Origin of the sequence: Kocuria sp. LHG3120 (genome assembly GCF_049897445.1) — a bacterium.
Lineage (GTDB): Bacteria > Actinomycetota > Actinomycetes > Actinomycetales > Micrococcaceae > Kocuria > Kocuria rosea.
In genome coordinates, this window is sequence record NZ_JAFCWG010000002.1 from 411,583 (window position 1) to 426,208 (window position 14,626).

The 14,626-nt window shown below is 73.5% G+C and carries 10 protein-coding genes; 1 reads left to right on the forward strand and 9 read right to left on the reverse strand.

Features of this window, described 5'->3' with window-relative positions; genetic code table 11:
• Nucleotides 1–114 precede the first annotated feature (114 nt).
• Nucleotides 115–2,322 carry a choline BCCT transporter BetT gene (betT, locus tag ACP7CD_RS05885; RefSeq protein WP_426119636.1) on the forward strand — a complete coding sequence of 736 codons (2,208 nt, stop codon included), beginning with the start codon at nucleotides 115–117 and terminating at the stop codon, nucleotides 2,320–2,322.
• A 45-nt stretch (nucleotides 2,323–2,367) separates the two neighbouring features.
• Here the strand turns inward: betT and ACP7CD_RS05890 are convergent, their stop codons facing one another.
• The 9 genes from ACP7CD_RS05890 to carB form a co-directional block, all read right to left on the reverse strand.
• Complete coding sequence (locus ACP7CD_RS05890) at nucleotides 2,368–3,849, reverse strand: glutamate--cysteine ligase (RefSeq protein WP_109222642.1); 1,482 nt, start codon at nucleotides 3,847–3,849, stop codon at nucleotides 2,368–2,370.
• 128 nt (nucleotides 3,850–3,977) lie between these two features.
• Complete coding sequence (locus tag ACP7CD_RS05895) at nucleotides 3,978–6,092, reverse strand: primosomal protein N' (RefSeq protein WP_035928487.1); 2,115 nt, start codon at nucleotides 6,090–6,092, stop codon at nucleotides 3,978–3,980.
• Nucleotides 6,093–6,094: 2 nt separating this feature from the next.
• Entirely contained in the window at nucleotides 6,095–7,300 is a 1,206-nt protein-coding gene (metK, locus tag ACP7CD_RS05900) for a methionine adenosyltransferase (RefSeq protein ID WP_426119400.1), read from the reverse strand.
• Nucleotides 7,301–7,370: 70 nt separating this feature from the next.
• Complete coding sequence (gene coaBC / locus ACP7CD_RS05905; RefSeq protein WP_017832310.1) at nucleotides 7,371–8,603, reverse strand: bifunctional phosphopantothenoylcysteine decarboxylase/phosphopantothenate--cysteine ligase CoaBC; 1,233 nt, start codon at nucleotides 8,601–8,603, stop codon at nucleotides 7,371–7,373.
• A gap of 34 nt (nucleotides 8,604–8,637) precedes the next feature.
• Nucleotides 8,638–9,195, reverse strand: coding sequence for a DNA-directed RNA polymerase subunit omega (gene rpoZ / locus ACP7CD_RS05910; protein ID WP_017832309.1), 558 nt, complete (start codon nucleotides 9,193–9,195; stop codon nucleotides 8,638–8,640).
• A 29-nt stretch (nucleotides 9,196–9,224) separates the two neighbouring features.
• Complete coding sequence (gene gmk, locus ACP7CD_RS05915) at nucleotides 9,225–9,818, reverse strand: guanylate kinase (protein ID WP_017832308.1); 594 nt, start codon at nucleotides 9,816–9,818, stop codon at nucleotides 9,225–9,227.
• A gap of 74 nt (nucleotides 9,819–9,892) precedes the next feature.
• A complete protein-coding gene (mihF, locus tag ACP7CD_RS05920; protein ID WP_017832307.1) occupies nucleotides 9,893–10,207 on the reverse strand; it encodes an integration host factor, actinobacterial type in 315 nt (104 codons plus the stop codon).
• A 176-nt stretch (nucleotides 10,208–10,383) separates the two neighbouring features.
• Complete coding sequence (gene pyrF, locus ACP7CD_RS05925) at nucleotides 10,384–11,313, reverse strand: orotidine-5'-phosphate decarboxylase (RefSeq protein ID WP_368795940.1); 930 nt, start codon at nucleotides 11,311–11,313, stop codon at nucleotides 10,384–10,386.
• Entirely contained in the window at nucleotides 11,306–14,626 is a 3,321-nt protein-coding gene (gene carB / locus ACP7CD_RS05930) for a carbamoyl-phosphate synthase large subunit (RefSeq protein ID WP_035928498.1), read from the reverse strand. Before carB ends, pyrF begins: the two co-directional genes overlap by 8 nt.

The window sequence follows — 14,626 nt, forward strand, 5'->3', positions numbered from 1 at the left end:
CCGGTCACCGGCGCGCCGTGCCGCGCCACCCGGACAACCCCACCCCAGGAAAGGACCGATCGAGTGACGGAAGCAGACGACGACCAGCGGCCGGAGCCCGAGCCGTCGAGGGCGATGGTCGAGCGGGACCGGTTCGGCGCGGCCGTGCGCCGCCGTTCACGCCTTCCCCACGAGGAGCTCCCCCCGATCTCCAGCACCGAGCTGAGCAAGGGCCCGGCCGAGCTCGCCGAGGACCGCGAGCCCCGCGTCAACTGGCGGGTCTTCGTCACGTCCTCCCTGGTCATCCTCGCGTTCTCGGTCTGGGCGATGGCCGCCCCGCACCACGCCGCGAGCGCCATGCGGGACGTCGTCGGCTGGATCGCGACCAACCTCGGCTGGTTCTACGTCCTCACGGTGACCCTGGTGATCCTCTTCGTCCTCTGGGTCGCCTTCTCCAAGGAGGGCAGCGTCCGGCTGGGCCCGGACCACTCCCGCCCGCAGTACGGGCTCTTCACCTGGGTCGCGATGCTCTTCGCCGCCGGCGTGGGCATCGACATGCTCTTCTACTCGGTGACCGGACCGATCACCCAGTTCGTCGCTCCCCCCGCGGCCGACCCCCGCTCCGCCGAGGCCGCCCAGGACGCCGTGGTCTGGACGATGTTCCACTACGGCGTGGCCGGCTGGTCGATGTACGCCCTGCTGGGCATGGCCATGGGCTACTTCGCCTACCGCTGGGGCATGCCGCTCTCCATCCGGGCCGCCCTGTACCCGCTGCTCGGCCGGCGCGTCCGCGGGACCACCGGCGACGTCATCGACGTCTTCGCCCTGGTGGGCACCGTGTTCGGCGTGGCGACCTCGATGGGCATCGGGGTCGTGCTCCTGAACGTCGGTTTTGCCTGGCTCTTCGGGCTACCGGAAGGCCTGGCGCTGCAGATCGCCCTCGTGCTGGTGGCCGTCGTCATGACGGTCGCCGCCTGCACCTCCGGGGTGGACCGGGGTATCCGGGTCATCTCCGAGCTCAACCTCTGGAGCGCGGGCGCGATGATGCTCTACATCCTCGTCACCGGCGAGACCGCCTTCCTGCTCAACGCCATGGTCGAGAACATCGGCCGCTTCGTCTTCACCCTGCCCGAGCGCACGGTGCAGACCTTCGCCTACGTGGAGGGCGGCTCGGAGTGGATGGGCGGCTGGACGCTGTTCTTCTGGGCCTTCTGGCTGGCGTGGGGACCGTTCGTCGGACTGTTCCTCGCCCGCATCTCACGGGGCAGGACGCTGCGGGAGTTCGTCGTCGCGGCCATCACCGCACCCGTGCTCTGCGACTTCTTCATCGTGACCGTCTTCGGCAACTCCGCCATGCACGAGGTGCTCAGCGGCAACACCGAGTTCGCCCGGCTGGCCGTGGAGAGCCCGGAGCAGGGCTGGTACGCACTGCTCGAGATGTTCCCCGGCGCGGCGTTCCTGATCGGGCTGGCGACCCTGTCCGGGCTGCTGTTCTATCTGACGAGCGCCAACTCGGGTGCGATGGTGATGTCGAACTTCTCCTCGACCATCCCCGACCCGGCGCAGGACGGGCCGAAGTGGCTGCGGATCTTCTGGGCGCTGCTGACCGCGGTGCTCACCATCGCCATGCTCGTGGCCGGGGGCGTCACCACCATGGAGCACGCCACGCTGATCTTCGCGCTGCCGGTGACGGTCATCGCCTTCCTCGTGATGGCCTCCTTCTCGAAGGTGCTGCGGATGGAGCGGGCCGAGCGCGAGGGCCGGACCCTGCGCCGGCGCTTCGACGCGGTCCACGGCGGCCTGGTCCCCGAGAAGACGTGGCGGCAGCGCCTGGCCCGCCTGCGGTCCTATCCCTCGCAGAAGGCCGTCGCCCAGTTCGTCGGGCGCGTCGTGCGACCCGCGCTCCAGGACGTCGCCGACGAGTTCCGCGACCTGGGCCACCAGGCGGAGCTGCGCACGACCCCGAACGCCGGGACCGGCATCGACGAGCACGCGCTCGTCGTGAACATGGCCGACCACCGGGACTTCCACTACCAGGTGGCGGCCGTCCGGGCGCCGGTGCCGATGATCGGGGCCCGCAGCATGTCCCGGGAGACGGACGTCTACTACCGGCTCGAGGTGTTCACCCAGACCGGCAGTGAGGGCTACGACCTGATGGGTCTGACCCAGCAGCAGCTGATCAACGACGTCCTGGACCGCTACGAAGCCCACCTGTCATTCCTGCGGTACTCCACGGAGCACGCCTACGCCTCGGTCCTGACGCCCCCGCAGCCCGCCGCGGCCGATGCGGTCCCGCCGCCGGTCCCTGCGCGGGCCGAGGACGTGGAGCCCATCGGCACCTGAGCCCCGCACCGGCGCAGGGGCCCGCCCGCGGCGCCCGCGTGGCCCCTAGGGCACGGACCAGGTGTGCACCGGCTCGTTCTCGTCCATGTGCTCGGCGTAGGCCTCCAGCATCCGGCGCAGGGCGGTGGGCCGGTCCGCGCCGTGGCGCTCGAAGTGCTCGACCGCCCGGGTCTGCCACACCGCGCCGTTGACCCCCGAGACGCACCGGCCCTCGATGATCCCCAGGTAGCGCTCGCGCACCTCCGGAGCCACCCCCCACTCCTCGAGACCCTGGTGGGCCAGCGGGAGGAGGTGGCGCAGGACGAGCTCGTCGGCGCTGACCTCCCCGAAGCCGGGCCAGTACAGCCGGGCGTCGATGCCGTCCCGGGCGGCGCGGGTGAAGTTCTCGGCGCAGGCCGGGAAGCTCATCCGGGTCCACACCGGCCGCTCCTGCCGGGCCAGCACGCGCGCGGCCCCGTAGTAGAACGCGGCGTTGGCCATCACGTCGGTGATCGTCGGGCCCGCGGGCAGCACCCGGTTCTCCACCCGCAGGTGCGGCCGGCCGCCCACGACGTCGTAGATCGGCCGGTTCCAGCGGTAGACCGTCCCGTTGTGCAGCCGCAGCTCCGAGAGGTCCGGGGCGATCCCGGCCCGCAGCTTCGCGGCCGGGTCCTCCTCGGAGCTCTCGGCCAGCAGCGCCGGGAACCAGCGGACGTTCTCCTCGAACAGGTCGAAGATCGAGGTGATCCACCGCTCGCCGAAGAACACCCGGGGACGCACCCCCTGGTTCTTCAGCTCCACCGGGCGGGTGTCCGTGGCCTGGGTGAACAGCGCGATCCGGGTCTCGGCGTGCAGCCGCCGGCCGTAGAAGAACGGGCTGTTCGCGCCGAGGGCGATCTGCGGGGCGGACAGCGCCTGGGCGGCGTTCCAGTGCGCCGCGAACTGGGCGGGGGCGACCTGCAGGTGCAGCTGGACGCTGGTGCACGCCGACTCGGGGGCGATCGAGTCGCACCAGGTGTCGACCCGCTCGCCGGTGGGCCCCTCGATCTCGAGGCGGATGTCCTCCCCGCGCGCCACGAAGATGGAGTCGTTGAGCGCCGTGTAGCGGTTGTTGTCGCTGATCCACTCCTGCTCGTAGTGCTCGGGGCGCAGGGTGGGCAGGATGCCGATCGTCACGATCCGTGAGCCGACCCCGCGGGCCGCGGCGTCCGCGGCGTTGAGCGAGGCGCGCAGGTCCTCCTCGAGCTCGAGGGCGGCCCGTCCGGGCAGCGGGCGGGGAGGCACGTTGAGCTCGATGTTGTACCGCGCCAGCTCGGTCTGGTACCCGGGGTCGGCGATCGCGGCGAGCACCTCGTCGTTGTGGAAGTGCGGGTCGAAGCTCCCGTCGACGAGGTTGAGCTCGATCTCCAGCCCCGTCATGGGCCGGTCGAACTCGAACGAGGCGCGGGCGAGCATCTGCTCGAACACGTCGAGGTCCGCACGGACCTTCTCCCGGTAGCGCTGGCGCTGCTCGCGCGTGTAGCTGCGGGAACTGACCTCTTCGCCCACGGTGGCCTCCGACTCCCGGCCGCGGCGCGGCCCCAGGACACCAACCAACCACACCGCGGCCCGTGCGCCAACACCCGGGCGCACCCGCCGCTGCGCCGACCACGGGTGCGCCTGGGCCGGCGCGGTCCTCAGAGCAGGTCGGTGACGTCGCAGCGCACGTGCACCGGGGCGTGCTTGCGCAGCGCGGAGGCCTTCGACCGGGCGGCCCGCAGCCGGCGGGTGACCTCCCCGGCCACGCCGTAGCCGAAGAACAGCAGCGCCCGGTGCGGGGCCGGCTCCCCCTCAGGCCCGGGCTCGTGGTCCTCCAGGGGGGCGGGCCCGATGACCCGCACGGCGGGCGGCAGCTCGAGGTCGGCCAGGAACGCCGCGACCGCCGCGGCCGGGCCCGTCACGGCCGCCGAGCGCACGGCCGGGGGCAGGCCCAGGGACTGGCGCTCCACCAGCTCGCGCTCGGCGTACCCGGCCGGGTCCCACCGCACGAGCGCGCCCACGGCGGCCTCGTGCTCCGCGGTGACCACCACGATCCCGCCGTCCCGGGCGCGGCGCACCAGCGCGGCGGCGTTGAACCACCGGCGCAGCGTCTGCTCCGCGGCGCGCAGGGCGGGGCGCATCAGCATCCGGTTGCCGTCCAGCAGCAGGGCGGCCGCGTAGCCGCCCTCCGCGACCGGCTCGGCGCCCGGGGTGGCCACGACGAGAGCGGGCGTGCCGGGGACGTCCGCGCGCACCGCGTCGCCCGAGGACGCCACGACGGGCACCTTCGGGAACGCCCGCCCCAGCTCCTCGGCGGTGCGCAGCGCCCCGACGGTGACCAGGCGCATCCGGGGGGACCCGCAGGCGGCGCAGGACCAGGCGTGCGCCGAGCGGCCGCACCAGCCGCACCGGGGCACCCCGCGCCGGGACACGACCCCGAGAGGCCCGTCGCAGGCGGTGCAGCGGGCGGGCTCCCGGCAGCGCTCGCACGCCAGGTGCGGGGCGTAGCCGGCGCGGGCGACCTGGACCAGGACGGGGCCCCGCTCGAGGGCCTCGCGGGCCGCCCGGTAGGCCGTCTCGGGCAGCCGGGCCCGGGAGGCCAGCGGGTCCCGGGCGGCGTGGAAGGAGTCGGCGGTGGAGACGATCCGCGGGGCGTGGACGCGCAGCACGTCCCGCGCGGGGGCGATCCGGCGGGCCCACCCGGAGACGACGAGGCGCTGGGCCTCGGGGCTGACCGCGTGACCGGCGAACAGCGCCGCGCACCCGCTGCGCCCGGCGCGCAGCAGCAGCACGTCCCGGACGTGCTGGTAGGGGGCGCGCTGCTCCACGAGGTTCTCGTCGCCGTCGTCGAAGCACGCCACGAGGCCGAGGTCGTCCACGGGGGCGTACGCGGCGGAGCGGGTGCCGAGGACCACCCGGACCTGCCCGGTGGCCGCGGCGAGGAACGCCCGGTAGCGGGGCGTGGGCCCGTCCTCGGCGTGCAGGCGCACCAGGTGCTCCCCGCCGATCTCGTCCGCGACCGAGCGCTCGAGCCGCGCCAGCGCCTTCTGGTCCGCGACGACGGCGACCGCCCCGCGCCCGGCCCGCCACGCCGCGCCGATCGCGGCGGCCAGGACGTCCGTCCAGTCGTGGGCGGGATGGGCGGGGAGCACCTCGACGACGGCCCGCGGGGAGGCCCCCGCCGCCAGCTCCGCCAGGAACTGCGCACCGCCGGCGTAGTCCGCCAGCGCGGCGTCGTGGGAGGGACCCGGGGCGTGCGGGGACAGCCCGGTCGAGTGGCCGGGCACCTCGGCCAGCCGCTGCTCGACCTCCTTCTCCACGCGGGCGACGCGGGGCGGGACGGCCACCCGGACGACGTCCGCGGCCGTGCCGGCCGAGCGGGCGGCGACGTCCTCGGCCAGCCGCGCGATCTCCGGGGCGAGCACGGGCAGCGGGGACAGCACCCGGCGCAGGGGCTGGATCCGGTGCATGACCTCGGACTCGCCCGTGCGCTCGAGCACGAAGCCCGTCAGCTCCTGCCCGCCGAAGCCGACCTTGACGCGGGCGCCCGGCACCGCCGCCCCGGCCAGCTCGGCCGGCACGAGGTAGTCGAACGGGCGGTCCAGGTGCGGGACGTGGGTGTCCAGCAGCACCCGGGCCACGGGGTCGTGCTCGGCCGGCAGCACCGCGCCCACGCCCTTGGCGTCCTCGCGCGGGGGCCGGGGCGGGAAGCCCGAGAGGAGCGACAGCTGCCGCGGGCCCTCCGCGGCGTCCCCGGCGCCCTCCGGGTCCACGGTCAGACCCCGGCGGCCGACCGCAGGTCCGCGACGCGGTCGGTGCGCTCCCAGGTGAACTCGGGCTCGGAGCGGCCGAAGTGCCCGTGCGCGGCGGTGCGCGCGTAGATGGGGCGCTTGAGATCGAGGTCCTCGATGATGGCCAGCGGCCGCAGGTCGAAGACCTCACGGATGGCGTGCTCGATCCGGGTGGGGGCGACCTTCTCGGTGCCGAAGGTCTCGACGTAGAGCCCGACGGGGGCGGCGCGCCCGATCGCGTACGCGACCTGGACCTCCACGCGGTCGGCGAGGCCGGCCGCCACCACGTTCTTGGCCACCCAGCGCATCGCGTAGGCGGCGGAGCGGTCCACCTTCGAGGGGTCCTTGCCGGAGAAGGCGCCCCCGCCGTGGCGGGCCATGCCGCCGTAGGTGTCCACGATGATCTTGCGGCCGGTCAGACCGGCGTCCCCCACGGGCCCGCCGCGCACGAAGTTGCCGGCCGGGTTGATGATCACCTGGGTGCCGGAGAGGTCCAGCCCGGAGTCCTCGAGCACGGGGCTGATCACGCTGCGGCGCAGGTCGGAGGCGAGCTGGTCGAGGTCGTAGCCCTCGACGTGCTGGGCGGAGACCACCACGGTGTCCACGGCCACGGGGCGGTCGCCGTCGTAGCCGAGGGTGACCTGGGTCTTGCCGTCGGGGCGCAGACCCGGCAGCACGGCGGTCTTGCGCACGCGGGTGAGCTGCTCGGAGAGGCGGTGGGCGATGTGGATCGGCGCCGGCATCAGCACCTCGGTCTCGTTGGAGGCGTAGCCGAACATGATGCCCTGGTCCCCGGCGCCCTGGGCGTCGCGGGCGTCGCGGGCGGTGCCCTCGCGGACCTCGAGGGACTGGAACACGCCCTCGTAGATCTCCGGGGACTGCTCCCCGACGCTGATGGACACCCCGCAGAACTCGCCGTCGAAGCCGTGCACCGAGGAGTTGTAGCCGATGTCGAGCAGCGTCTTGCGCACCACGTTGGGGATCTCCACGTAGCCGCGGGTCTTCACCTCGCCGGCGACGTGCACCAGCCCGGTGGTCACCATGGTCTCGACCGCCACGGAGGACTCGGGGTCCTGGCGCAGGAGGTCGTCCAGGATGGAGTCGCTGATCTGGTCGCAGATCTTGTCGGGGTGTCCCTCCGTGACGGACTCGGAGGTGAACAGTCTCAGGTGCTGGGTCGTCTCGCTCACGGGAGACCACACTACCGGGCGCCCCGGACGGCGCAGCGCCGCACCGGTCGGCGCCGCCGGCCCGGGCGGGTCAGGCTCCGGCGCGGACGCCGGCCAGTTCCTGGGCGATCCGCGCCACGAGCCCGCGGGCCACGTCCGTCTTGGAGCCCTCGAGCACCTGCTCGGGGGCCCCGGCCGCGCTGAGCACGGTCAGGGTGGTGGTGTCCTGGCCGAAGACGAGGTTCTCGCCCACGTGGTTGACGGCCAGCAGGTCGCAGCCCTTGCGCACGAGCTTCCGGCGCCCGAACGTCAGGGGGTCGGTCTCGGCGTCCCCGGTCTCGGCGGCGAAGCCGACGAGGAGCTGGCGGCGCCGGGCGGTGTTGCGCAGGTCCACGAGCTCCTTGAGGATGTCGGGGTTGCGCACCAGCTCGAGCACGGGGTTGGACCCGTCCTCGGCCTTCTTCAGCTTGGCGTCGGCGATCCGGGCCGGGCGGTAGTCGGCCACCGCGGCGGCCATCACCACGACGTCGGCCCGCGCCGCGGCGCGCACGCAGGCGCGGCGCAGCTGCTCGGCGGTGCCGGCGTGCACGACCTCGACGCCGGCGGGCACCGGCGTCTCGAGGTGGGCGGCCACGAGGGTGACCGCGGCACCGGCGTCCCGGGCGGCGGCGGCGATCGCCACGCCCTGCTTGCCGGAGGAGCGGTTGCCCAGGAAACGGACGGGGTCCAGCGGCTCGCGGGTGCCGCCCGCGCTCACGAGCACCCGCGTGCCGGCCAGCGGGCCGTCGGGGGCGCCGCCGTCCCCGGCCAGGCGAAGCGCGGCGTCGCGGACGACCTCGGGCTCGGGCAGCCGGCCGGGGCCCGAGTCGGGGCCGGTGAGCCGGCCGTCGGCGGGCTCCAGGACGGTGTGCCCGTGGGCGCGCAGCTGCGCGACGTTGGCCTGCACGGCCGGGTTGAGCCACATCTCGGTGTGCATCGCCGGGGCGAACAGCACCGGGGCGCGCGTGGCGAGCAGCGTGGTGGTCAGCAGGTCGTCGGCGTGCCCGTGGGCGGCGCGCGCCAGCAGGTCGGCGGTCGCCGGGGCGACGACGACGAGGTCGGCGGCCTGGCCCTGGTGGACGTGGTTGACCTCGTCCACGCGGTCGAAGACGTCCGTGCTGACCCGCTGGCCCGAGAGCGCCTCCCAGGTGGGGGCGCCGACGAAGCGCAGCGCGGCCTCAGTGGGGACGGGCACCACCGTGTGGCCGCTCTCGGTGAACAGGCGCAGGAGCAGCGCCGCCTTGTACGCGGCGATGCCCCCGCCGATGCCGAGGACGATCCTCACGCCGCCGCGCCCCGTCGTCGGGGTGCCGGCCGGCTCACAGGTCCTGGAGGTCCCCGGGCTCGCGCCCCGGCTCCTCCGGAGCGGCGTCCGCCGCGTCGCCGGCGCCGTCGGAGGCGTTGTCGGCGGCGATGGCCGCGCCGCTGCCGGGCAGGTCGCCCAGCGGCTCGGCGGGGCTGTCGTCGCCCGAGGAGAAGTCCACCGAGGTGCCGCCGGAGAAGGCGGCGTCCGCGGAGAAGTCCACGGCGCTCTCCTCGGTGCCCTGGGCGAAGAAGTCGGCGCCGAAGACGTCGGCGGCGAGGTCGGCCTCCGTGGTGAGCTGGCCGTTCTCGGCGAACCCGGCGTGCTCGACCGGGCGACCCTCGATGAGGCCCTCGTCGATCTCGCGGAAGGCGATCGACAGCGGCTTCTCGTTGAGCTGGGTGTCCACGAGGGGACCGACGTACTCGAAGAGGCCCTCGTGCAGCTGCGAGTAGTAGGCATTGATCTGCCGGGCCCGCCGGGCGCCGAAGATCACGAGTCCGTACTTGGAGTCGGACTTCTTCAGCAGGGCGTCGATCGGCGGGTTGATGATGCCTTCGGTGTGGGTAGACAAGCGATTGCTCCAGACGGGGTGGACGGGTCTCAGGATGCCGGCTCGGGGTCGACCCCCATGAGCTGCACGAGTTCGGCGGCGGCGCGCTCGACCCGGTCGTTGATCACGGTGTGGTCGAACTCCGGCTCTGCCGCGAGCTCCAGTTTAGCGGTTTCCAGCCGGACCCGCTGTTCGGCCGCCGTCTCGGTGCCCCGGCCGACGAGCCGGGCGACCATCTCGTCCCAGCTGGGCGGGGCGAGGAACACGAAGTTGGCCTCCGGCATGGTGTTGCGGATCTGGCGGGCGCCCTGCAGGTCGATCTCGAGCAGGACGCTGAGCCCGCGCTCGAGGGCCCGCTCCACGGTGGAGCGCAGCGTGCCGTAGCGGTGCGAGTTGTGCACCACGGCCCACTCCAGCAGCTGCCCGTCGCGGGCCATGGCGTCGAACTCCTCGTCGGAGACGAAGAAGTAGTGGGTGCCGTCGACCTCCCCGGGGCGGGGGTCCCGGGTGGTCGCGGACACGGACAGCCACACCTGCGGGTAGTGGTCCCGGACGTAGGTCGAGACCGTGCCCTTGCCCACGGCCGTGGGTCCGGCGAGCACGGTCAGGGACGGGCGCGCGGCGCGGGGCGCGTCGAGGCTCACGGGTATCCTCCTGGGACTGGGGTGTTTCCCCCAATCTAGCGGATCGCGCCCGGGGCCTCCGCGCCCCGCCCGGCTCAGCGGTCCAGGTGCTCGATGAGCGCCCTGCGCTGGTGCACGCCGAGCCCGCGCAGCCGCCGGGTGCGGGCGATGCCGATCTCGTCCATGATGGCCGCGGAGCGGACCTTGCCGATGCCGGGGGTGGCCTCGAGCAGGTCCGAGACCTTCAGCCGGCTCACGGCCTCGTCCCGGTCCGCGCGGTCGAGGATCTCGGCGACCGTCATGCGGCGCTCGCGCAGCCCCTTCTTCACGTCGGCGCGCGCCGTCCGTGCCCGGGTCGCCTTCTCCCTCGCGGCGGCTCGCTCCTCGTCGGTCAACGGACGCAGTGCCATGTGGTTCCTCCTCGTCGCCACGGACTGCAGCCCCCGTCCCACGAGAGGACGGACAGCCCGTTTGCTAAAGAAACTACATGAAGAACGATGCTTCGCAAGGCGACACGACCGTGGTGTGACCAGGGGTGTCGTCGCCGGGGAGCCGGCGGGAGGAGGCGCGGGACCACCGCGGGGGCTCAGTCCAGGGCTGCCGCCAGCTCCCCTGCCGAGCGCAGGACCGCCTCCCGCAGCGCCGGCACCTCCGGTCCCCGGCGCAGGATCGCCCGGCTCGAGGCCGCGAGCACCTGCCCGGCCGCGGCGCCGAACACGGCCGGGAGCTCCTCGGCGCGGGCGCCCTGCGCGCCGTAGCCGGGGGCGAGCAGCGGCCCGCGCACCGCCGTCAGGTCGATGCCGAGCTCGGTCAGCGCGCTGCCGACCGTGGCGCCCACCACGAGCCCGCAGGAGCCGAGACCGGCCCGGGCGGCCGGCTCTCCCCCGGAACCGCGGAGCCGGTCGTTCTCGGCGGCCGCCGCGGCGCACACGGAGCCGGCGACGGACTCCCGGCCCCCGACGTGCTGGACGGAGCGACCCTCGGGGTTGGAGGTCAGCGCCAGCACGAACGTGCCGCGGCCGGTGCGGGCCGCCAGGTCGAGGGCCGGGCGCAGCGACTCGAAGCCGAGGTAGGGGCTCAGGGTCACGGCGTCCGCCGCGAGCGGGGACCCCTCCCCCAGCCACGCGGCCGCGTAGGCCTCCATCGTGGAGCCGATGTCCCCGCGCTTGGCGTCGGCGACCGTCAGCAGCTCCGCCGAGCGCGCCTGCGCGAGCAGCTCCTCGAGCACGGCGAAGCCGGCGGCGCCGTAGGGCTCGAACAGCGCCACCTGGGGCTTGATCGCGGCGGCGTGCCCGGCGGCGGCCTCCAGGACCGTGAGCGCGAACCGGCGCAGGCCCTCGGCGGAGCGGGGCAGGCCCCACGCGTCCAGCAGGCCGGGGTGCGGGTCGATGCCCACGCACAGGGGCCCGTGCTCGTCCATCGCGGCGCCCAGCCGCGCGCCGAAGGGTGCCCGGCCGGGCGCCGGGGTCACCGGGTCGGTCACCGGGCCGGGCGCCGGGGCGGTGTCCTCAGGCACGCACGGCCTCGGGCTCGCCAGCGCGCAGGAGGACCTCCAGGCGCTGCTCGTGCTCCTGCAGGCTCGTCACGTCCCACGAGTAGGAGCGCAGCGCGGTGACGGCCTGCAGGGCGGCGCCCAGCACGGAGACCGTGGTCATCAGGGGCACGCCCACGCTGGTGGCCGCGGCGCGGATCTCGTAGCCGTCGCCGCGGGCGGCACCGCCGGCCGGGGTGTTGAAGATCAGGTCGATCTCCCCGTCGGCGATGAGGTCCACGATGGTCCGCTCCCCGGGGGCCGTCTCGCGGATCTTGCGGACCACGGTGGACTCGATGCCGTTGCGGCGCAGCACGTCCGCGGTGCCGCCGGTGGCGAGGATCTCGAAGCCGAGGTCGCGGAACATCCGCACGTAGGCGATCGAGGAGCGCTTGTCCTTGTTGGCCACGGACACGAACATCCGCCCGGACGTGGGCAGGGACACGTTCGCCGCCGCCTGCGCCTTGGCGAAGGCGGTGTCGAAGTACTTGTCCAGGCCCATGACCTCGCCGGTGGAGCGCATCTCCGGGCCGAGCAGGGAGTCGACCACCGCCCCCTCGGCGGTGCGGAAGCGCGCGAAGGGCAGGACGGCCTCCTTCACGGCCACGGGGGCCGAGGCGGGCAGCGTGGACCCGTCGATCCGCTGCGGCAGGTGGCCCTGGGCCCGCAGCTGGGCGATGGTGGTGCCGGTGCCGATGAGGGCGGCGGCCTTGGCCAGCTGCACGCCCGTGGCCTTGGAGACGAACGGCACGGTGCGGGAGGCCCGCGGGTTGGCCTCGATGACGTAGAGGATGTCGGAGGCCACGGCGAACTGGATGTTGATGAGCCCGCACACGCCCACGCCGCGGGCGATGGCCAGGGTGGCCTCGCGCACGCGCTCGACCACGTCCGGGCCGAGGGTGATGGACGGCAGGGTGCACGCGGAGTCCCCGGAGTGGATGCCGGCCTCCTCGAGGTGCTCCATCACGCCGCCCACGTAGAGGTCCGTCCCGTCGTAGAGGGCGTCCACGTCGATCTCGATGGCGTCCTCGAGGAACTTGTCGATCAGCGCGGGCCGCGAGGCGGAGACCTCGGTGGCGTTCTGCAGGTAGCGGGCCAGGGCCGGCTCGTCGTAGACGATCTCCATGCCGCGGCCGCCGAGCACGTACGAGGGGCGCACGAGCACCGGGTAGCCGATGTCGTCCGCGATCCGCTTGGCGGCCTCGAAGGTGGACGCCGTGCCGTTCTTCGGCTGGCGCAGCCCGGCCTCGGCGAGCACCCGGGCGAACTCCCCGCGGTCCTCGGCGAGGTCGATGGCCTCCGGGGTGGTGCCGAGGATCGGCACGCCCGCGGCCTTGAGCTGGGCGGCGAGCTTGAGCGGGGTCTGCCCGCCCAGCTGCACGAACACCCCGAGCAGCCCGCCGGTGCGCCGCTCCGTCTCGACGACCTCCATGACGTCCTCGAAGGTCAGCGGTTCGAAGTACAGCCGCGTGGAGACGTCGTAGTCGGTGGAGACGGTCTCCGGGTTGCAGTTGACCATCACGGTCTCGTGCCCGGCCTCGCGCAGCACCATGGAGGCGTGCACGCACGAGTAGTCGAACTCGATGCCCTGCCCGATCCGGTTCGGCCCGGAGCCGAGGATCATGATGGAGGGGCGCTCGTGCCGGCCGACCTCGCTCTCCTCGTCGTAGGAGGAGTAGTGGTACGGGGTGAACGCCTCGAACTCCGCCGCGCACGTGTCGACGGTCTTGAACACGGGGCGGATGCCCAGCGCGTGGCGCACGCCGCGGACCACGTCCTCGGCCAGGTGGGCGAGCTCGCCGATCTGGGCGTCGGAGAAGCCGTGCCGCTTGGCCAGGCGCAGGGTGCGCACCGTGAGGTCGGCGTCCTGGCGCACCACGTCCGCGACCTCGTTGAGCAGCACCAGCTGGTCGAGGAACCAGGGGTCGATGCCCGTGGCCTCGTAGAGCCGCTCCACGGACGCGCCGGCCAGCAGGGCCTGCTGGACCTGCTGGATCCGCTCGGTGGTGGGCGTGCGGGTGGCGTCGACGAGCCGCGCCAGGGCGTCGTCGTCGAGCTCGGGGCGCACGAACGAGAAGCTGGAGCCCTTCTGCTCGAGGGAGCGCATGGCCTTCTGCAGCGCCTCGGTGAAGTTGCGCCCGATCGCCATGGCCTCGCCGACCGACTTCATGGTGGTGGTCAGCGTGGGGTCCGCGGCGGGGAACTTCTCGAACGCGAAGCGCGGGATCTTCACGACGACGTAGTCCAGCGTCGGCTCGAAGGACGCGGGGGTCTTGCGGGTGATGTCGTTGGGGATCTCGTCGAGGGTGTAGCCCAGCGACAGCTTCGTGGCGATCTTGGCGATCGGGAAGCCCGTGGCCTTGGAGGCGAGGGCCGAGGAGCGGGAGACGCGCGGGTTCATCTCGATGACGACGACGCGGCCGGTGTCCGGCTCGATCGCGAACTGGATGTTGCACCCACCGGTGTCCACGCCGACCTCGCGGATCACGGCGATCGCGATGTCCCGCAGGTTCTGGTACTCGCGGTCGGTCAGCGTCATGGCCGGGGCCACGGTGATCGAGTCCCCGGTGTGCACGCCCACGGGGTCGAAGTTCTCGATGGAGCACACGACCACGACGTTGTCGTTCTTGTCGCGCATCATCTCCAGCTCGTACTCCTTCCAGCCGAGGATGGACTCCTCGAGGAGCACCTCGGAGGTGGGGCTGTACTGGATGCCGGCGCCGGCGATGCGGTGCAGGTCCTCCTCGTCGTAGGCCAGGCCCGAGCCGAGGCCGCCCATCGTGAAGGACGGGCGGACCACCATGGGGTAGCCCAGCTCCTGGGCGGCGGCCAGGGCCTCGGGCATGGAGTGCACGATGACGGAGCGGGCGGACTCGGCGCCGCAGCGCTCCACCACGCCCTTGAACTTCTCGCGGTCCTCGCCCAGGTTGATGGCCTCGACGTTGGCGCCGATCAGCTCCACCCCGTACTTGTCGAGCACGCCGTTGGCGTCGAGGGCGATCGCCGTGTTGAGCGCCGTCTGCCCGCCCAGGGTGGGCAGCAGGGCGTCGGGCCGCTCCTTGGCGATGATCTTCTCCACCACCTCGGGGGTGATGGGCTCCACGTAGGTCGCGTCGGCGAACTCGGGGTCGGTCATGATGGTCGCCGGGTTGGAGTTCACGAGGATGACCCGCAGGCCCTCCTCCTTGAGCACCCGGAGGGCCTGCGTGCCCGAGTAGTCGAACTCGGCGGCCTGTCCGATGACGATCGGCCCGGAGCCGATGACCAGAACGCTGGTGAGATCTGTCCTGCGCGGCAT